Source organism: Paenibacillus durus ATCC 35681 (assembly GCF_000993825.1).
Taxonomy (GTDB): domain Bacteria; phylum Bacillota; class Bacilli; order Paenibacillales; family Paenibacillaceae; genus Paenibacillus_AQ; species Paenibacillus_AQ durus_B.
Genome location: NZ_CP011114.1, coordinates 2,749,715 through 2,768,399, shown reverse-complemented (window position 1 = coordinate 2,768,399; position 18,685 = coordinate 2,749,715). Strand labels below are relative to the sequence as shown.

The window sequence follows — 18,685 nt, the reverse complement described above, 5'->3', positions numbered from 1 at the left end:
CGATGAAGCCTTTGCTAGATATCAAGAATCTCCGTACCGAGTTCCATACGGAAGAAGGGACGGTCAAAGCCGTTGACGGGGTAAGCATCCGGGTGCGCGAAGGCGAGACCGTTTGTATCGTCGGGGAATCCGGCTGCGGCAAAAGCGTAACCGCGATGTCCGTTATGGGACTGGTGGAGGAGCCCGGCGGAAAGGTTGCAGGCGGCAGCATCGATTTTCTGGGCGAAGATTTGCTGCAGCTTAGTAAACATGCCCTACGGAGCATTCGCGGAAATGAAATCGCCATGATCTTTCAAGAGCCAATGTCTTCGCTGAACCCGGTGCTGAAGATCGGCGAGCAGATCGTAGAGCCGCTGACCCTCCATCTGAAATTGAAAAAGAAGGAAGCCGCGGCCCGGGCGATCGAACTGATCCGGCAGGTGGGCATTTCCCGGCCGGAGCAGATTTTTAACAGCTATCCCCACGAACTCAGCGGAGGTATGCTGCAGCGCATCATGATCGCCATCGCGATCTCCTGCGGACCGAAGCTGCTCATTGCCGATGAGCCGACGACGGCGCTTGATGTGACCATCCAGGCGCAAATTCTCGACATGCTGCGCGAGTTCAAGGACAAGTCCGGAATGTCGCTGCTGCTGATCACACATGATCTCGGCGTCGTGGCCGAAATGGCCGATTATGTGATTGTCATGTATTCCGGGAAGGTCGTCGAAGAGGGAGAGGTGATGGAGCTGTTCATGAATCCCAAGCATCCGTATACCCAGGGACTGCTGAAGTCCAAGCCGGTCATGGGCCAGCGGACCGAAGAATTGTATTCCATTCCCGGGCAGGTGCCGAATCCGCTGGGCCTGACGGATTCCTGTTACTTCCATGACCGCTGCGCGCACTGCATGCCGGTCTGCGCCAGCCGTGAGCCGCTTCTGAAGACGGTGGACAGCGGGCAAAAGGCGGCTTGCTGGCTGTATGAGGAGGCGGAAGTCCATGTCTGAAGCGCTGCTGGAAGTAAGCCATCTGAAAAAATATTTTCCGGTGAACCAAGGTCTGTTTGGCCGTTCGGTGGGGCAGGTAAAAGCCGTGGATGATATCAGCTTTACGCTTCAACCCGGAGAAACCTTCGGTCTTGTGGGCGAATCGGGGAGCGGCAAAAGCACCGTCGGCCGGACGATTCTGAGCCTTACGGGCAAAACGGCCGGCGAAGTGAAGTTCAAGGGGATCGATCTGCACAGCCTTGGCCTTGCGGAGCTGCGCCGGCTGCGGCCCAAGATGCAGTTGATATTTCAGGACCCGTACAGCGCGCTGAATCCCCGGGTCCGGGTCGGCGACGCCATCGGCGAAGCGCTGCTGGACCACGGCCTGGCGACAAAGGCGGAGGCGCGCGAACGGGTGCTGGAGACGCTGGAAGCCTGCGGCCTCTCCGCTTATCATATCGACCGCTTTCCGCATGAATTCTCCGGCGGACAGCGGCAGCGGATCGGCATTGCCCGCGCCTTGATCCTGAATCCCGATCTGATTATCGCCGACGAGCCGGTTTCCGCGCTTGATGTCTCCATTCAGGCCCAGATCATCAATCTGTTCAGCAAGCTGCAGCGCAGCAAAGGCCTCGCCTACCTGTTCATCTCCCATGACCTCAGTGTGGTGGAGCATTTGTGCTCCAGCATCGGCGTGATGTATTTGGGCTCGATGGTGGAAACCGCTGCGCGGGACGAGCTGTTTGCGCATCCGCTGCATCCCTACACCAAGGCGCTGCTCTCGGCTGTGCCGGTGCCGATCCCGAAGCTGAAGCGGGAGCGGATCGTGCTGAAAGGCGATATTCCGAGCCCGGCCAATCCGCCCTCCGGCTGTAAATTTCATACCCGCTGCCCGTTTGCCGTGGAGCGCTGTAAGGCGGAAATTCCGCTCTTCCGCGACACCGGTGCGGGACATTATGTGGCTTGCCATTTGGTTTGAGTTCTATAATGGCTAACAGTAAAAGAACAGACCGTCCCTTGCTGCAAGGAGCGGTCTGTTCTTTTTATGTTCATTTATAGAGGGAACTGACGGATGAGGACCGGTGGAGCCGAGGACTCCGGGCTTGTGAACTTCTCTTTGCAAATGCTCGGCGGCCTCATCAAACAAAGCTCCGATCTTTAGTGAAGCTGTGACGCTTCTTTCCATACCAGAAAGCGCTTTTTCAGTCTGGCGAACAACAGGTTGATGATAATCCCCAGCACGGTGATGAATAGGACGATACCATACATGAGCGGCAGATCATAGCGGGCGGTAGAGTTGATGTAATACCATCCGAGTCCCGTGCTGGCACCGATTACTTCAGATGCGATAATCATGAAGAACGATAGCTGGGCGGCAAATTCAATACCGATAAAAATATTGGGTGCGGTGTACGGCAGGACGACCTTGGCAAACAGCTCTCTGCGCGTAGCTCCCATGGACCGTGCCGCCCGCAGCAGGTTGTAATCGATATCCTTGGCTCCGGCCATCGTATTAAACAGTACGGGCCAGAGCGCCGACCAGAAGATGACGACCACCTTTTCCGAAGTTCCGATTCCGAAGAAAATCATGAAAATCGGAATGATCGCGAAAGGGTTCAGCTTCTCGCAGGTGCGCAAGAAAGGCAGCAACGCTTTTTCCGCCGAGCTAAAAAAGGTACCGAGCAAAAATCCGAGCGGAATACCGATAATCAGCGAGAGCAAGAACCCGAGCAGCACTCGGTACAGGCTGATCAGCGTCTGCTCCAGAAGCACGTCAGAGAATGCCGAGCGGATGATGGCGACGATCGCATCGCTGGGAGGCGAGATGACGCCCTTCGGAATGATTCGGGCGCCACCCTCCCAGAAGATGAAGAACAACAGGATCGGGATGCTGCCGATGCCGATTTTTTTAAGCTTGACTGCGGTGGAATTCATGGAACCCGTCTCGTCCTCCTTTGCTTAAGATAAGATCCGGCTAGGCTGCGGCTTTATTGCTTGAATCGGGAGCCTGCCGCCAATGCAGCACTGCACTCTCCAGGTATTCAAGCACATAATTGAGCGCCAGACCGACGCCTGCAACCATAATGGCTCCAAGGTAAATGCGCTCGACAAACCCCATGCTTTGGGCATTGTGGATCATCCAGCCCATCCCGGAATCGGCGCCCATGCTCTCCGAACCGATCAGCATGAAGAAGCTCATGGTCAGTCCGGTACGGAGTCCGGTGATCAATGTCGGCGAAGCGCCGGGCAGGATCACCTTTGTGAAGATCACCAGCTTGCCCGCATTCATGGATTTGGCCGACCGGATCAGCAGCGGATCGACATTCTGAATACCGGCTATGGTTGTGAACAATATCGGCCAGAACGACGACCAGAAGATGACCGTATAGATGCCTCCCTCGCCGATTCCGATAATGATAACGAAGACCGGAAATAGAATAAACGGCGGGATGCTGGAGAGAAATTTGGTCAGAGGGTGGAGGAATGCGGCCAGCTTCGGCATGGCTCCGGCCAGAATAAAGCCAAGCGGCAGGGCCAAAACGGTAGCCAGGACAAAGCCGACAAACACTCTTTTCAGGCTGATGGAAACATAGAGAAAAATGTTCGTCAGTCCCAGTTCGATTCCGGTCTCCACGATCCGCGAGAAGGGCGGGACAAACACGTTGCTAACGAGTCCCAGCCTCGGCGCAAGCTCCCAAACGATCAGCACCAGGAAAAAAAGATAAAAGCTTAACAATTTCCGATGAACCGAAATGATCCATTTCATCGCGTTTCCATCCTCCTTACTTCAGGGCTTGCGTCTGCAGAGCCGTCTTTGTCTCAGTTTTTTAGTCATAATCGGGTTCTCCCTCATTCCTTTGCGTTGATGGCATTTCAGCTAGGGTCAAACTGGGTGGTGATCAGGTCGTCGATCTGCAGCTGATTCTTCTTCAAGGCTCCGGATACGACAAGGTCATCAATCCAAGGCTGGATCAGCTTGTCCTGGAATCCTTTTCCAGTGTAGTAGTAGTGTACGGCGTTTACCGGTTGGCCGATATAGTCGCCGGTCAGCTTGATCGCTTCTTCCTCATGCGCCGGGTTGACGATCCAGGCCTGCGCTTTCTTCATCGCTTTGACAAAGCCTTGGATTGCTTCGGGATTATCCTTGATAAATTGTTCCGTGAAGTAGTAGAAGGTTGTGCCTGCCGCTTCCCCGAGTCCGGTATCCGCCGTGTCGAAAATTTCGATCAGACCGGAGTCCTTTGCCAGCTTGTAAAAGGGTGGATGGACGCCGACGATGTCAATATTGCCCTGCTGGTTGGCCTGCAAGGCCGCCGTGTCGCTTTCGAAAGTGACAAATTTGATTTGATCACGTTTGAAGCCCAGATGGTCGAATGCGTTGGTGGCGATGAAGGTTGTGCAGCTCGGTACGGTGCCGTTGATCGTAATTTTCTCCCCTTTTTTCTTCTTGATTAGCTCTTCCAGGGAAGAAACGCCCTGCTTGGGGCTGACATAGAATTTCATGTGATGGTATTTTTCATCCACCTCCGGTGTCGGTTCGACCCCGCCGATCGCAACACCCTTGATTTTGGCGCCGCCGGCGATATAAGTGGCGACATTGTTAACATGGGCGGTGGAGACATCATTCGTTCCGTTCAAGATGGAGGGAAGCACTTGAGCTTGAGTCAATTCGCCGGTATATTCCACATTGATCCCTTCCTCGGCGAAAAAGCCTTTTTTCTCGGCAATCACCCATGGTGTGGAGGAGCAATTGACCTTGGTGTCGGTTTTGATGGTGTACACTTTTTTGCCGGATTTGGCCGGGTCAAACCCTGTGTTCTTTAAGGTCGATAACCCTGCGGCGCCTTGGATGCCGATTCCTTTCTTCGTCTGTCCCAAGTAGCTGCCCACGCCGATTCCTCCTACCGCCAAAGCGGCGACTACGGATATAATAATCCATTTCTTTTTACCAGCTGCCATTTTTCTCACACTCCTAAAAATTTTAATTTAAGTTAAATTTTAACATGTAAAGATGCAACTATTCAGCCCTTCATCACCTGCCTTGGTATAATATAAAAAAAGAGACTAAGCGAACTTCCCGAGGGGAAGAACGTTAGTCTCCAGCTAACTGGTCAACTCTCTTTAATCCGATAAATCATATGAGATTTATGGATTAAAGCTTATTCTATGACTTTCATGATTGTCAACGCATGAATTTACATAAAACGTCCAGTTCGAAAATTTGTAACACTTTATATGAATTGTCATTTTATAGCGGGATGGCCCAGCCATTTGCCTGCCGCTGACATGATTCCGTCCAGCACGATAGCCAGGACCGCAATAATCAAAACGCCGGCGAACATCTGCACAATCTGATAATTGGCTTGCGCCGTATAAATCATGAAGCCCAGGCCGGAGGTGGATCCCATCATTTCAGCCGCGATCAGAAACAGCAGCGCATAGCCTGCAGCTAGACGTGTCCCGGTCAAGATGGAGGGGAAGGCCAAGGGAAGCAGGACCTTCGTCGTTAGCCGAAGGCGGTTTAGCCCAAATGAACGCGCTGCTTTGACAATGTCTGCGTCGGCATGGATCATCCCGGACAATGTGCTGAACATAATCGGCCAAATGCAAGCCCAGGTGATAATCGAGACTTTCGTGGGCTCTCCGGCTCCCATGAATACGATGATGATGTGAAACACAACAAACGGATTGATGTGAGAGAGCCACTCCAGTACCGGTTCGATAGCTATACGGACCATGTAGGGCCAGCCGGCCAGGGCTATTCCGAGCGGCACACCTGCAATCAGGGCGATGGCCAGTCCTCCGGCGGCGCGCCCCAGGCTGATCAGCAAATGGTGCGCCAGCGCTCCCGTTACCGCCTGTTCGCCGATGAACTGAAGCACCTGAGTGAGAGGAGGAATGAATTGGGGGTCTACCCATTCGAACCTTACACTGGCTTCCCACAGGACGAGGAAGGCGATGACGGCAGTATAACGCTTGCTAAGCTTGGTTAACACATTCACTTACGTTCCTCCCGACACAATTTATTATCGCCAGATCTGTCAAGGATGTCCGGACTGTACCGGTGAAGCGGATGGCGCAGTATGGCCTGAATGACCGGAATGTCCGGCGGCAGGCGACGAATGCTCATGAGACATGTGCCCGCTGTGCCCGCTGGCGGAGGGCTGAGGCACATCACCCTCTCCCGAGAAGCTGCCGTTAGTTTTGCTCAGCCGGCTTGTTGACGCGCCGCCAGCCACGAGAAGCAGCAGCATAGCGGACAATACGGTAACCGCAAAAATACGGTTTGGCCTGCTTCGCAGCGTCCGGGGGGCGGGCGCTGCACTCCATGCGGATTCAAGAGGCTTCCAGAAGAACAGATCGCGTTCCAGCTTGCGCAATACGGCGCTCAGAGCGACGCCAATCAGGGAAATACATAGCCCAACGGCAAAGATTGGCGTCGTGGCATACGGAGACGAGTAATAATTGCTGGACCAATGAAGCAGCCAGCCGAGACCGGCCAAGCCTCCCAGCATTTCTCCGGCCACCAGAATAGCCAACAGTAATATAATCGATGTACGGACCCCCAGCAAAATAGAGGGAGCTGCCCCCGGCAATATGATCCGCAGGAATAGTCGTGAGGGAGAGGTTCCCATACTGCGCGCCGCTTTCAGCAGGTCCGCATCTATATTTTGCACACCGCCAATGACATGGTGAAGCAGAGGCCAGAACGCCACCCAGGCGACGATGATCAGCTTCGCCTTTTCCCCGATCCCGAAGAACAGCAGAAATACCGTCATGAGCGAAAAGGGATTGACCTGGGCCAGAATGCGGAACAGCGGGTTCAGTCCTACAGCCAGACCGGGTAGCCAGTACCCGAGAATCGCACCTGCCGGCACGGCTACCAGTGCTGCCAGCACAATGCCTGCAACCACCCGCCACAGTGTGGCTATCGTATGGCCCAGGAGATGCTGGTCCCGCAGAAGAGCCGCAATCTCCTGCAGCACCGCGGACAACGGCGGGAAGAAAGTCGGATTCACCAGCCCGCTTCTCGGCAAAACCTCCCACAGAATACAGAGCAGGGCGATGCCGGATAAACGCAAGCAGACGAGCAGCAAAACCGGGATACTCCTGGTTGCCATGAAAGTATAACCCCCTGTTCGTTCAGTAAATCCTATTTTTCTCATAAGTTTTGTACAGTTTAGATTTGTCATCGATTTTTTGTCAATAGAGTTACTGGCTGGATAAGAATCCGAATTTGACGGAATCAAGAACATTCATCAGTCACTGCCGCTCGCCGCTGCTTTTCCATGGATTTGTTACTTTCGCCGTTGACAGAAACTGGGGCTCGTTCTATAATACCTTAAGCATATGTGGATTATAGGATAAAGAACACGGCCGACCGAATGTAAGGAAGCCGGATGACTGCAGCGGCAGTTGTCCGGCTTTTGTCGCTTTAGCGGGTTAGCGGATTCCAGAGCCAACCGGTTTTACCGGAGGCTTGAGGTGAACGCACTGCCGCTCGTTTCAAGTCTATTTTAAGAGAATAATGCTTGGTGCAATTACCGCATCGTCATCCGGGCGAGGCTGGACAAATTAACTGAAAGGTGGTCTTCGTGTTGGCGAACGAATCACGGCATCCTTGTTACGACGAGATGGCGCATCATTATTTTGCCCGCATGCATGTGGCGGTAGCGCCGAAATGCAATATCGACTCGGTAGGGCTGATTGGCGATGATCTTGGCGTCAAGACCGAGAACACGCAGGCCCGGGAATACGACCTGGCAGCACGCGAGGAGCTGCTTATCCGGCTGGACCGGACGGCAGAGGAGCGCAAGCAGCGAGAAGCCAATGCGGAAGAGCAAGTAGGGCGCGGTAGTATGCGCATCGCCGTGGCGACGCGCGGCGGGGGCCAGGTGAATGTACATTTTGGACATGCACGCGAGTTTCTTGTCTACGAGGTGTCCGGGCAAGAGCAGAAGCTGCTGGGGGTTCGGCGGATTCAGGCTTATTGCAACGGCAAGGCCGAATGCGGGGAATCTGACAAGGAGGCGATTCTGGATGAGACGGTGGCGCTGCTGCAGGATTGCTCCATCGTTCTCTGCGCCGCGATCGGTCCCGGACCGGCCGAGCGGCTGGCCCGCGCCGGTCTGACAACGCTGGCGCGAAAGGGAGAGATCGGCAAGCTGCTGGAGCAGTGCGCCAAATATCACCGCTTCTTCACCTCCATCTCCTGCTCCCCGCCTGGAGTTTACCCGTCCGCTGCGCAGCAGCTGTGACGGTCCAGGAATATAAAGCGGGCTTCGTGGATTAACCGGCAGCGGGCTGTTCCAGTCATCGAACAATCGCTGGTCATGTCGTTCCGGTCAGGCCGGGAACCGGTAATTGGCATCAGGGAGGGGGGCCATCCAGGTCAGCCCGCTCCAATCGAAAAAAGCCTCTGATCCATCGCAGCAATCAGCGATGGATCGGAGGCTTTGTGGCCTTCCGGCGCGGCGCTCAAGCGGCCGGCAGCGCCTGAGCCGGGCCAGGTTCGCGGTCCGGCTTTAGTTCTTGAAGCTGTGGATCGGGGCGGGAATCCGGCCGCCCCGGTCGATAAAGCCCGCGCAGTTAAAGGAGTTGACAGGCATGATCGGAGCATAGCCGAGCAGACCGCCGAATTCGACCATTTCGCCGACACTCTTGCCAATCACGGGGATGATACGAACGGCTGTTGTCTTGTTGTTGACCATGCCGATCGCGGCTTCGTCGGCGATGATGCCGGAGATTGTCTCCTTGGACGTGTCGCCCGGAATGGCGATCATATCAAGTCCCACCGAGCAGACGCAGGTCATCGCTTCAAGCTTCTCCAGCGTCAGCGCTCCGCGCTGAACGGCTTGAATCATGCCATGGTCTTCGCTGACGGGAATGAATGCGCCGCTAAGTCCGCCAACATAGGAGGAAGCCATGACGCCGCCTTTCTTAACATTGTCGTTGAGGATGGCGAGGGCCGCCGTCGTTCCGGGCGCTCCCGCCTCTTCAAGGCCCATTACCTGGAAGATTTCCGCGATGGAATCCCCGATCAGCGGCGTCGGCGCCAGCGACAGGTCGATAATGCCGAATGGCACGCCGAGACGCTTCGATGCTTCCTGGGCTACGAGCTGACCGACACGGGTCACCTTGAAAGCGGTCCGCTTGATTGTCTCGCACAACGTCTCGAAATCCTTTCCTTTCACTTCCTCCAAGGCCCGTTTGACAACTCCGGGGCCGCTGACGCCTACGTTAATGACACATTCCCGTTCGCCTACACCGTGGAAAGCGCCGGCCATGAAAGGGTTGTCCTCAACGGCGTTGCAGAATACAACCAGCTTCGCGCAGCCGATAGAGTCGCGGTCCGCCGTACGCTCTGCGGTCTGACGGATAATATCACCCATCAGCTTGACAGCGTCCATGTTGATGCCGCTGCGCGACGAGCCGACATTGACGGAGGAGCATACTCTTTCCGTTACGGCGAGCGCTTCGGGAATGCTCTCGATCAGCTTGCGGTCGCCCGTCGTGCAGCCCTTCTGCACAAGCGCGGAGAATCCGCCGATGAAGTTGACGCCAACTTCCTTGGCCGCCTTGTCCAAAGCTTCCGCAACCGGAACATAGCTGTCCGTATTCAGAGAGCCCGCCGCAATGGAGATAGGCGTAACCGAAATCCGTTTATTGACAATAGGAACGCCGAACTGTTTTTCCAGATCTTCACCGGTCTTTACCAGCTTCTCTGCGGATTTGGTGATCTTGTCATAGATCTTCTGGTTAAACACTTTCAAATCCGTATGCGCGCAATCCATCAGGCTGATGCCCATGGTAATGGTCCGCACGTCCAGGTTCATTTCGCGGATCATTTTATTCGTTTCTTGTACTTCCACCAATGAAATCATGGTAACCCTCCCGCTTGCGTTTATCATTAAAAAGTCTGTATGAATCGGCTATAGCGCCTTAAATACGGTGCATAATATTGAAAATATCCTCATGCTGCAGCTTGATTTCCACGCCAATCTCCTCGCCGATCTGCTGCAGCTCTTCTACCAGAACCTCGGTGGATTTCGCCGCTTGCGAAATATCGACAATCATCATCATGTTGAAGTAATCTTGGACTATCGTCTGGGAAATATCCAGAATGTTCACATTTCTCTCCGCCAGATACGTGCATACCTTGGCAATAATGCCCACCTTGTCTTTTCCGAGTACAGTAATGATTCCTTTCAATGCTGCTTCCCCCTTGTCTCCATAGCTATCCGCCCTATTACGAGCGTAAATTGTTTATTTCACTCATTATGTCAAAAGGCGGTGCAAGCTTCAACCAAATGTTTTATGTCAGATTGCAGCAACCGGGAAGTAAAACCGACAATATCTCGTCAATTGTGACATTATGGAGGATTTTCTGAACATAACTCGAATACTATTACCAAAATTTCAGAAAGAGAAAATAGGAAAGAGTTCCGGAATCGGCGGAAACTGAATTGCGGAATTTCCAAACTCCGGAAGAAGGGGCGATCAAATGATAATATCTATACTGTTGTTTATTTTGGCGGGACTGGCGGAAATCGGCGGCGGTTACCTGGTGTGGCTGTGGCTGCGGGAATCCAGGCCGCTCTGGTTCGGTATTGCCGGGGCGCTGATCCTTATCGTGTACGGCATCATTCCAACCTTCCAGCGCTTCCCCGGCTTTGGACGCGTGTATGCGGCCTATGGCGGTGTCTTTATTGTGCTGGCTGTGTTATGGGGATGGCTTGTCGACAAAAAGACACCCGACCTGTACGATTGGATCGGCGCAGCGGTCTGTATGGCCGGTGTCAGCATCATGCTGTGGGCGCCTCGGACCTGAAGATCCATTTGACGATGAGCCGGAGAGCGAAGAAGAGAAACAGGATGCCGGTCAGAAAGTTCAGCCATTTAGCGAACGCAGGCGTAACGAGAGGGTGAGCCAGTTGCCCCAGCAGCGCAACCGCCGTCAGAAACAGAACGGTCGCCAGCAGGCAGCCCAGCCCGTACCAAGTCAGCTCGCTGCTCCGCAGCTTTAGCTCAGCCATCTTTGCCGAAAAGATTCCGGTCCAGAAGAGAAGGGTCAGCGGATTGGATGCGGTCAGCAGAAAAGCGCGGACAAACATGCCGTCTTGGCCTGAGCCATCCGCAATTGGGAGGACTGGGAGCAGGCTGTACCCGAATATTCCCGCGATCATATTAAGGCCGAACACCATAAGCGTACCCGCTCCGAGCATATAAAGAATGCTGCCGGGCTTCCGCTTGGCGACAAGCAGGGTAACCCCCCGCAGCGCGGCGAGAATGAACAGAGCGTCAGCCAGCGTTACGCCGGCGACTCCCGCTTCGGCGGCGGCGAAGCCGCGCAGCGAGGCGGCTTGAAAAATAAACAAACAAATCGGGCCCACGGCAAGCTGAAGCAGAAGGCCCAATTTTAATCCCTTGAATATCATGTGCTCCCCCCGTTCATCTGTTCCACTTCTCTTTAAGTGAAGACAAGGAAATCATGGTATTGCTTCTAATGACTCCCGGCACACGCTTCAGCCTATCGGATAAAAATTTCTCCAGCTCTCCGGTGTCCTCCACAAGCACCTTCAGCAAGTAGTCAAATTCGCCTGCAAGATGGTGGCACTCCAGCACCTCGTCACAGTCTGATATAAATGCGCGGAAGGCGGGAATTTGCTCCGTCCGGTCGATGACGACCAGCACGAACGCCAGCAGCTTGTAGCCTGCCTTGGCCCGGTTGATCTTGACGGTGTATTCTTCGATCATTCCGGACTCGTCCATTTTGCGGATTCTCTCCGTAACGGCGGGAATCGAGAGCTTCACTCTTTTGCTGATATCGGAAACGGTCGTCCGGCTGTTCTCCTTCAGCGCTTCCAGAATACTGCGGTCGATCTCGTCCATGGTCATCCTCATCTCATCATTAATATAAGATGATTGTAAGAGAGACGTTAAATATCGTAAATGATTTTACATAAAACAATAAAAAATAAAGAATTTCTTATTCTTATATGAAAATTATTAAGTCTCTTCACAGCACTCCCGGTTAAGCCGTTAATAAAGACAACAGGTATTCGCCATCTGTACGATAAGAAAGGTGATGTTGGTGAAAAAGTGGCAAAAAAAGCTTATACTTATAGTTACTTTCAGCTTGATTTTTATCTTGCCGTACATAGGAAGTGTGGTGAAATGGAAGGGGCTTCCGCCAGGGTATGGCGATTTTCCCGCTCAGAAAGTTGAGGCGGACCCGGGCTTCAATCTGCTGTATTTTACCTTGGCTTCATTGGTAGCGATATTCATCGCTCTGTTCCTGATCTTCCCTGGACTATTCGGCTTCAAGAAGACTGAGGATGGTCGGCCCGGACCCGATAAGAAGACGCCTTTTCCCGTATGGTTCTGGTGGAGCCTGCCTGTGCTTGGAATAAGCTGGTTGTTCATGTGGGGACGCGTTCACTACTTTATTTCCTTTGAATACTATACATTCGTTCCGTTATGGTGGGCCTTTATTTTGATTCTGGACGGCATCGTGTATAAGCGGAATAACGGGAATTCCATCATCTCCAAGAAACCGCACACCATGCAACTGCTTGCCGTCGTCTCCTGTTTCAGCTGGTTTGCCTTTGAGTTTCTAAATTTCTTTGTCATCGAGAACTGGTATTATCCGAACAATGAAGTCTTTACGAATTTCGGGAACGTCTTTTGGTTTTCTTTATCTTACACTACCGTTCTGCCCGCCATTTTTGAATGGTATTTGCTGCTGAAGACGATCAAAGGGTTCAGAAACCGGTACCGGAGCGGCCCTAAATTTTCGGTGAACCGGACATTTCTTCTCGTATACTATATTCTCGGCTTGGGGTTGGCTTTTGGCATGGGGTACTATCCTTATGTGCTGTTCTGGGTCCTTTGGGTCGCACTTGTTCCTCTTCTTTCCGCGGCTATGGCTTTAACAGGGTACTGGACTCCTTTTACTCCAATAAAAAATGGCAATTGGTCTTCGCTCATCCTAATCGCCCTGGCTACCCTGTTTAATGGCTTCTTTTGGGAATTTTGGAATTTTGGAAGCGAATGGTTTCATGATTCTTTGCCTACCAATCCGAATTATTGGAAGTACTCCATTCCCTATCTTGACAAAATACATATTTTTTCGGAGATGCCCATCCTGGGGTATTTCGGATATTTGTTCTTTGGCGTAAACTGCTGGATAATATGGCTTATTGCAGCGTATATTTTTGACTTTGATGCCGATTTCGAAGTGTAGGGGATAACGCTTAAAAGGTGGACTGGGCATGACAGTGATAGAGAATTATCTAATACAAGAAACGATCTCCGATAATGATAGAAAATCGGTGTACAGATGCAGAGATACTGTCTCCCAGGGTACGGTTATTTTAAAGGTTCTGAAATCCGAATTTACCGGGCATGAAGAGGTCATGCGATTCAAGCAGGAATACAAGATGCTCCGGGAATTGAGCGGATGTGTCGAAGGCGTAATCAAACCCCTTAAGCTGGAAGAGCAAAGCGGCTTTTTCATCATGGTTCTGGAAGATATACAGGGACGTTCGCTGAAACAGATTTTGGAGGATGACAAGCCGGATCAGGACACTCTTGTGCGGCTAGTTATCAAGATCGTCGACATCATTGGCGCCATCCATGAACACAACGTCATTCACAAAGATATCAAACCTTCCAATATTATATGGGACCGGGAAAAAGACGTCGTACAGGTCATCGATTTCGATCTGGCGGTTAAGCTGCCGAAAGAAAAGCGGGAATTCCAAAACAGCGGCGTGCTGGAAGGAAGCCTGCTGTATGTCTCTCCGGAACAGACTGGCCGGATGAACCGGAACATTGATTACCGGACGGATTTCTACTCACTGGGCGTTGTGCTGTATGAACTGGTTACAGGCATTAGACCCTTCGAGTCAGCCGACATATTGGATCAAATTTACTCCATTATTGCGAAAGAAGCGGTCTCGCCCTATCAGCTAACCGGGGGCAGGGTATCCCGGGCGCTATCCGCCGTCATCATGAAGCTGTTGGAGAAATCGCCGGAAGATAGGTACAGAAGCGCCTATGGCATTAAAGCCGATTTGCAGAAATGTCTGGCAGGTTCCGGTGATTTTGAGCTGGCACAAGAAGATAAACGGAACATCTTCCGGATTTCGCAGAAAATCTACGGCAGGGAAGAGGAACTGGGTCGCCTGGTAGAAGCTTTTAGAACAAGCCTGAAAGGCAGCCCGCAAATCATGCTGATCACTGGGGATGCAGGCGTAGGCAAGACCGCTCTGGTAAATGAGCTTCACCAATATATTAGCCAGGAAAAAGGATGGTTTGTGTCAGGAAAGTTCGATCAGTACAACCAAAATATCCCATACAGTGCGATGATCCAGGCTTTTGGGAAATTGATCAATCAACTGCTTGACAGCCCTGATGAAGAATATAAGAAGAACCTGAAGAAGTCTCTTGGAACTGCTCTAGGCGGCAATGGAATTCTGATCACGAATATCATACCGGGACTTGAGAAGCTGATCGGCGTTCAGCCGGAAATTGAGCCTTTGAATCCTGCCGAGGAAATCAACCGGTTCTTTCAGACCTTCATTAACTTTATCGTGGGGATTACCAATAATGACAGACCTTTGGTCTTATTTCTGGATGATGTTCAATGGGCGGATTTGTCGAACCTGCAGCTTATGGAGAAGCTGGTGCTCAGTAATCATTTGCGGAAACTGTTCATCGTGTGCTCGTACCGATCGCATGCGGCGCCGGAGAACCATCCCCTGTTTGCGTCTATCGCTGAAATTGAAAAAAGCAGGGAAGTGGGGAAAATCGCCTTAGGCTCCTTGTCGCAAAGCGATGTGGAGAGCTTTATTGCCGATACGCTTAATACCGAACCTGGCAGGGTAAAGGAACTTGCGGAAATTATTTATTTGAGAACAAAAGGAAACTCCTTTTTTTTAAACGAAGTTTTAAATGAGCTGTATAAGAACGGCTTCATTTTTTTTGATGATGTGGAAGGCGTATGGAAGTGGGTGCTTGCCCAAATCTCCGATTTGAATATTAACGACAATGTCGTCGAGTTCTTAATGAAGAAGCTGCAGGTCCTGCCGGAGGAAGATCAGAGAGTTCTGAGACTATGCGCATCCATAGGGAATCAGTTCGATTATAAAATGCTGTCCCTGATCTCAGATGACGAGGCGCAGGTTATTGTCAAGGCTCTGATCACAGCCGTGGATGAGGATATCATCATTCCGGCCGATACGAATTATTCCATGCTGCCCAGTCTCCTTGAGGAGAAGGGGGACGCCGCCCGGGATATTGACATCTATTTCAGATTTCAGCATGACCGGCTTCAGCAGTCTTTTTACCAAATGATCGATGTTGAAACAAGCAAGAAGCTGCATCTGAAAATAGGAAGATTGCTGCTCCAGCAGCTTACTTCAGGAGAAATGGAAGAAACACTCGTAGATATTGTAACGCATATCAATAGAGGGATTGAATTTATCAGCGAAGAGGATGAAATCAATCAAGTTATTCAGCTCAATCGGAAAGCCGCAAAAAAAGCGAAGGCGGCCTTTGGCTATGACGCCGCATTTTCGTTCCTCGAAGCAGCCTTTACCCTTTTGCAGCAGAGCCCTTGGAAGAACGATGAGCGGCAGACCTCGGAAATTTATAGATTATATGCCGAATGCGGTTATCTGACCCATCGTACCGAAGAAGCTGACAAGGCATGCGCATTTCTTCTGAAACAGACGAACGACAGCTTTGCCATTGCCCAGGTCTATGAAATGCAGGCGAATCATTACACTTATCTCGGGATGATGAAGGAATCCATAGCATCCGGGAAGCGCGGTCTCAGAGCATTAGGGATCAAAATACCGGACAAGCCCGGATTGGCGTCGGTGCTGAAGGAATTTCTAAAGCTCAAAGCAAGCCTCAGAGGCTTAACGATCGAAGAGATTTTCGGCAAGCCCGAAATGAAGGATGACAAGATTAAGCTCATCATGAGACTATTGATCAATATCTTCCCCCCGGCGTTTATCTCGGGAGAGGCCAATTTGTTCGCCTTAATTGTACTGAAAAAAGCAGAGCTGACCTTGAAATATGGAAATTGTCCCGAATCGGCCATTGCGTTTATCGGGTATTCCATATTGCTGTCCGGATTTGGTGATCTCAAAGGGGCTTTCGATTTCGGCAGACTGGGCATAAGAATCAATGACAAGTTCAATGATCTGAAGTGGAGAGGCGCGTCGCATGTATTATACACGCTTTTTTGCCACGCATGGAATGAGCCTTGGGATACGCTGCATGACTGGTTCAGCAAATCGATTGAATCGAGCCTGAAAACAGGGGATTTGCTGTATCTAGCCCATGCATGCTTCTATGTGAATCTTTGGAACCCGACGATGGACATCGCCACCAATCTTCACGAAAGCAAAAGATATATCGCGATGATTGAGAACACGAAATATAAGGAAGCGCTGGCGACGGCGAAGCTGGCGAGACAGCAATTTCTTAATCTTGCGGGAGAAGGGAGTAATCCTCTTTCGTTAGACAGCGAGACCTTCAGCGAAGAGGCTTATGTGCGGCAGCTTGAAGAAGCCAAGTATTATTCCGGAATCGCTATCTACTATATCTACAAGATGAAGCTGCTGTTCACCTTTGAGAGCTATGGCGACTCACTTACATACATTGACAAGGCGTACGGTATTATTGGCACCCTTGCCGGCTCCGCTTTCATGGAAGAGTTCTCCTTGTATACATTCCTGAATCTGGCCTATTGCTATAAAGACTTAAACGCTTACGGAAAGGTAAAGGCAAGAGCAAGAATGCGCAAAGAGTACGGCAGGGTGAAGAAGTGGGCGGCCCATTGTCCGGAGAATTTTCTGCTGCATGAGAGATTGATGAAGGCCGAATGGGCAAGAATCTCGGGCAAGAACGAACTGGCCGGTAAATATTACGATCTAGCCATAGCAGCCTGTGAAAAAGGGAATGTTGTCAGATATAAAGCGCTTGTCTATGAGCTGGCCGCCAAATTCTATAACAGCAGACATTTCACAGAGTTTGCCTCGTATCTATTCAGACAATCTTTATATTACTATTCCGTATGGGGAGCCAAAGCCAAGGTCAAGCATATAAATGAGCAATATCAGGATATTGTGAAATATAAAAGGGAATACTTGGCGGGAAGATCGGTCACGGATTCCACAGAGAGCATCGACCTCAATTCCATTCTTCTTGCATCCCAGGCGATTTCCAAGGAAATCGAACTGAATAATCTGCTGGAAGCGCTGATGGAAATTGTCATTAAAAATGCAGGAGCCCAGAGAGGCTGTATCCTATTGAGATCCAATGCGAATCTGCTGGTAGAAGGAGAATACAGGCCCGAAGACGACAAAATAACCGTTGTGGTGCATTACCATTCAGAGGATTACAATCTGCCATATTCCATTATCCATGATGTGGAGGAAAGCAAGGAGACGCTGATTTATCAGGATGCTTTTTCCGAAGCCGGGCTTATGAATGATCCCTATATTATTAAGCACCAGCCTAAATCTCTCGTGTGCATGCCGCTGATCAATCATAACAAGACGATTGCCATCATTTATCTGGAGAACAATCTGGTAACAGGCGTGTTCACGAAAGAACGAATGAGAATTATCAATCTGCTGTCGAGAGAAATGGTGTTCTCGCTGGAGAACGCCAGCCTTTATTCGGATCTGGAGCGCTCGGAGGAGAAGTACCGCGAGCTTGTCAACAACATGCTGGACGGAATATTCATTATTCAGGACATGCAGTGCAAATTTGTTAACACGGCTTTGGCGCAAATGATTGGTTATGAAATGGATGAGATGATTGAGCAGCCTTTTGATAAATTTATTGCTCCGGCGCAGAGGGAAGAGGTATTGGCTTTGCACGGGAAAAGAATTAACGGGATAGATACTCCGGGCGAGTATGAAAGCAGACTGGTACATAAGGACGGTAAACAAGAGATTGATGTGATTCTTAAAGCCATCTTCATTAACTATTTGAACAAGCCGGCGGTTCAAGGAACGGTTAAGGATATTACGGAGAGAAAAAAAGCGGAAGAAGAGCTGAGAAAGCATAAGGAGCATCTGGAAGAACTGGTAATCGAGAGAACCAAAGAGCTGAAGCAGAACAACGAGGAATTGAACAAGAACATCCTGTTGATCGAGAAGATATCCATTACCGATGAATTGACCGGCTTGTATAATAGGCGGCACTTCAATACGATTTTTTATAGAGAAGTGGGCAGAGCCGGTGTTGAAAAAGGGTATCTGGCTTATATCATGCTTGATATTGACTATTACAAAAAGTATAACGACAGGTACGGCCACTATGAAGGCGATAACGTATTGCGCAGGCTTGGAGGAACGATCAAAGAGCAGGCCGCCAAGGCCAGTGATTTCGTATTCCGGCTGGGAGGAGAGGAATTCGGGATTATCGTTACCGGACTGACTCCCGAGCAGTCCTTCGAGTATGCTGAAGAAATCAGGAGAAGCGTTGAAGAATTAAACATACCGCATGAAATGAGCCCGGGCTTCGGTTACTTAACCGTGTCGGTGGGGGTTGCGGCGGTAAGGGTAGACGGTCTGACGGAGAAAGATATTTACAAGCTGGCAGATGACGCGCTTTACCAGTCCAAGGCCGACGGCCGAAACCGGGTTACCATGCTTGAGCATAAGGCAGAACACGGATGAGATACAAAGTGA

Annotated in this window: 15 protein-coding genes; 6 read left to right on the top strand and 9 right to left on the bottom strand. The window is 51.1% G+C overall.

Translation table 11 applies throughout. The features are described from left to right. The first annotated feature begins 2 nt into the window (after positions 1-2). Both VK70_RS12665 and VK70_RS12660 read left to right on the top strand, forming a co-directional pair. Positions 3-986: an ABC transporter ATP-binding protein gene (locus VK70_RS12665; RefSeq protein WP_025694185.1), complete on the top strand. Its 984-nt coding sequence runs from the start codon at positions 3-5 to the stop codon at positions 984-986. Further along, a complete protein-coding gene (locus VK70_RS12660; protein ID WP_025694184.1) occupies positions 979-1,944 on the top strand; it encodes an ABC transporter ATP-binding protein in 966 nt (321 codons plus the stop codon). Before VK70_RS12665 ends, VK70_RS12660 begins: the two co-directional genes overlap by 8 nt. Positions 1,945-2,123: 179 nt before the next feature. On the opposite strand, the gene VK70_RS12655 is transcribed toward VK70_RS12660, so the two are convergent. The 5 genes from VK70_RS12655 to VK70_RS12635 all read right to left on the bottom strand — a co-directional run bounded on the left by VK70_RS12655 (position 2,124) and on the right by VK70_RS12635 (position 7,087). After that, the gene (locus tag VK70_RS12655; protein WP_025694183.1) at positions 2,124-2,900 is read right to left on the bottom strand and encodes an ABC transporter permease; all 777 of its coding nucleotides are present in this window, start codon (positions 2,898-2,900) and stop codon (positions 2,124-2,126) included. A gap of 40 nt (positions 2,901-2,940) precedes the next feature. Continuing rightward, on the bottom strand, positions 2,941-3,732 hold the full coding sequence (locus tag VK70_RS12650; RefSeq protein WP_025694182.1) for an ABC transporter permease: 792 nt from the start codon (positions 3,730-3,732) through the stop codon (positions 2,941-2,943). 107 nt (positions 3,733-3,839) lie between these two features. Then, a complete protein-coding gene (locus tag VK70_RS12645) occupies positions 3,840-4,925 on the bottom strand; it encodes an ABC transporter substrate-binding protein (RefSeq protein ID WP_025694181.1) in 1,086 nt (361 codons plus the stop codon). 284 nt (positions 4,926-5,209) lie between these two features. Next, complete coding sequence (locus VK70_RS12640; protein WP_025694180.1) at positions 5,210-5,968, bottom strand: ABC transporter permease; 759 nt, start codon at positions 5,966-5,968, stop codon at positions 5,210-5,212. Between the two features lie 39 nt (positions 5,969-6,007). Beyond that, positions 6,008-7,087 (bottom strand): ABC transporter permease, encoded by a 1,080-nt coding sequence (locus tag VK70_RS12635; protein WP_052756004.1) that lies wholly within the window; start codon positions 7,085-7,087, stop codon positions 6,008-6,010. A 477-nt stretch (positions 7,088-7,564) separates the two neighbouring features. Between VK70_RS12635 and VK70_RS12630 the strand changes: the two genes are divergently transcribed. Beyond that, on the top strand, positions 7,565-8,224 hold the full coding sequence (locus VK70_RS12630) for a NifB/NifX family molybdenum-iron cluster-binding protein (protein ID WP_025694559.1): 660 nt from the start codon (positions 7,565-7,567) through the stop codon (positions 8,222-8,224). A gap of 267 nt (positions 8,225-8,491) precedes the next feature. On the opposite strand, the gene VK70_RS12625 is transcribed toward VK70_RS12630, so the two are convergent. Together VK70_RS12625 and VK70_RS12620 are read right to left on the bottom strand one after the other, a co-directional pair. After that, positions 8,492-9,850 carry a PFL family protein gene (locus VK70_RS12625; protein ID WP_046723341.1) on the bottom strand — a complete coding sequence of 453 codons (1,359 nt, stop codon included), beginning with the start codon at positions 9,848-9,850 and terminating at the stop codon, positions 8,492-8,494. A 58-nt stretch (positions 9,851-9,908) separates the two neighbouring features. Next, positions 9,909-10,178, bottom strand: coding sequence for an ACT domain-containing protein (locus tag VK70_RS12620; protein WP_025695090.1), 270 nt, complete (start codon positions 10,176-10,178; stop codon positions 9,909-9,911). Between the two features lie 292 nt (positions 10,179-10,470). On the opposite strand from VK70_RS12620, the gene VK70_RS12615 reads away from it, so the two are divergent. Then, entirely contained in the window at positions 10,471-10,797 is a 327-nt protein-coding gene (locus VK70_RS12615; protein WP_025695089.1) for a YnfA family protein, read from the top strand. Here VK70_RS12615 and VK70_RS12610 read toward each other — a convergent pair. After that, complete coding sequence (locus tag VK70_RS12610; protein ID WP_025695088.1) at positions 10,772-11,404, bottom strand: LysE family translocator; 633 nt, start codon at positions 11,402-11,404, stop codon at positions 10,772-10,774. The genes VK70_RS12615 and VK70_RS12610 overlap by 26 nt on opposite strands. Positions 11,405-11,417: 13 nt before the next feature. Beyond that, positions 11,418-11,858, bottom strand: a complete 441-nt coding sequence (locus VK70_RS12605) for an Lrp/AsnC family transcriptional regulator (RefSeq protein ID WP_025695087.1) — start codon at positions 11,856-11,858, stop codon at positions 11,418-11,420. A 280-nt stretch (positions 11,859-12,138) separates the two neighbouring features. On the opposite strand from VK70_RS12605, the gene VK70_RS12600 reads away from it, so the two are divergent. Together VK70_RS12600 and VK70_RS12595 are read left to right on the top strand one after the other, a co-directional pair. Further along, complete coding sequence (locus VK70_RS12600; RefSeq protein ID WP_025695086.1) at positions 12,139-13,212, top strand: hypothetical protein; 1,074 nt, start codon at positions 12,139-12,141, stop codon at positions 13,210-13,212. A gap of 28 nt (positions 13,213-13,240) precedes the next feature. Next, on the top strand, positions 13,241-18,673 hold the full coding sequence (locus VK70_RS12595) for a diguanylate cyclase (RefSeq protein ID WP_025695085.1): 5,433 nt from the start codon (positions 13,241-13,243) through the stop codon (positions 18,671-18,673). Positions 18,674-18,685: the final 12 nt, after the last annotated feature.

Excerpts from the sequence above, each read along its gene's own strand:
- VK70_RS12665 (WP_025694185.1), top strand. The coding sequence starts at position 3 with ATGAAGCCTTTGCTAGATATCAAGAATCTCCGTACCGAGTTCCATACG.
- VK70_RS12660 (WP_025694184.1), top strand. The coding sequence starts at position 979 with ATGTCTGAAGCGCTGCTGGAAGTAAGCCATCTGAAAAAATATTTTCCG.
- VK70_RS12655 (WP_025694183.1), bottom strand. The coding sequence starts at position 2,900 with ATGAATTCCACCGCAGTCAAGCTTAAAAAAATCGGCATCGGCAGCATC.
- VK70_RS12650 (WP_025694182.1), bottom strand. The coding sequence starts at position 3,732 with ATGAAATGGATCATTTCGGTTCATCGGAAATTGTTAAGCTTTTATCTT.
- VK70_RS12645 (WP_025694181.1), bottom strand. The coding sequence starts at position 4,925 with ATGGCAGCTGGTAAAAAGAAATGGATTATTATATCCGTAGTCGCCGCT.
- VK70_RS12635 (WP_052756004.1), bottom strand. The coding sequence starts at position 7,087 with ATGGCAACCAGGAGTATCCCGGTTTTGCTGCTCGTCTGCTTGCGTTTA.
- VK70_RS12625 (WP_046723341.1), bottom strand. The coding sequence starts at position 9,850 with ATGATTTCATTGGTGGAAGTACAAGAAACGAATAAAATGATCCGCGAA.
- VK70_RS12615 (WP_025695089.1), top strand. The coding sequence starts at position 10,471 with ATGATAATATCTATACTGTTGTTTATTTTGGCGGGACTGGCGGAAATC.
- VK70_RS12610 (WP_025695088.1), bottom strand. The coding sequence starts at position 11,404 with ATGATATTCAAGGGATTAAAATTGGGCCTTCTGCTTCAGCTTGCCGTG.
- VK70_RS12605 (WP_025695087.1), bottom strand. The coding sequence starts at position 11,858 with ATGGACGAGATCGACCGCAGTATTCTGGAAGCGCTGAAGGAGAACAGC.
- VK70_RS12595 (WP_025695085.1), top strand. The coding sequence starts at position 13,241 with ATGACAGTGATAGAGAATTATCTAATACAAGAAACGATCTCCGATAAT.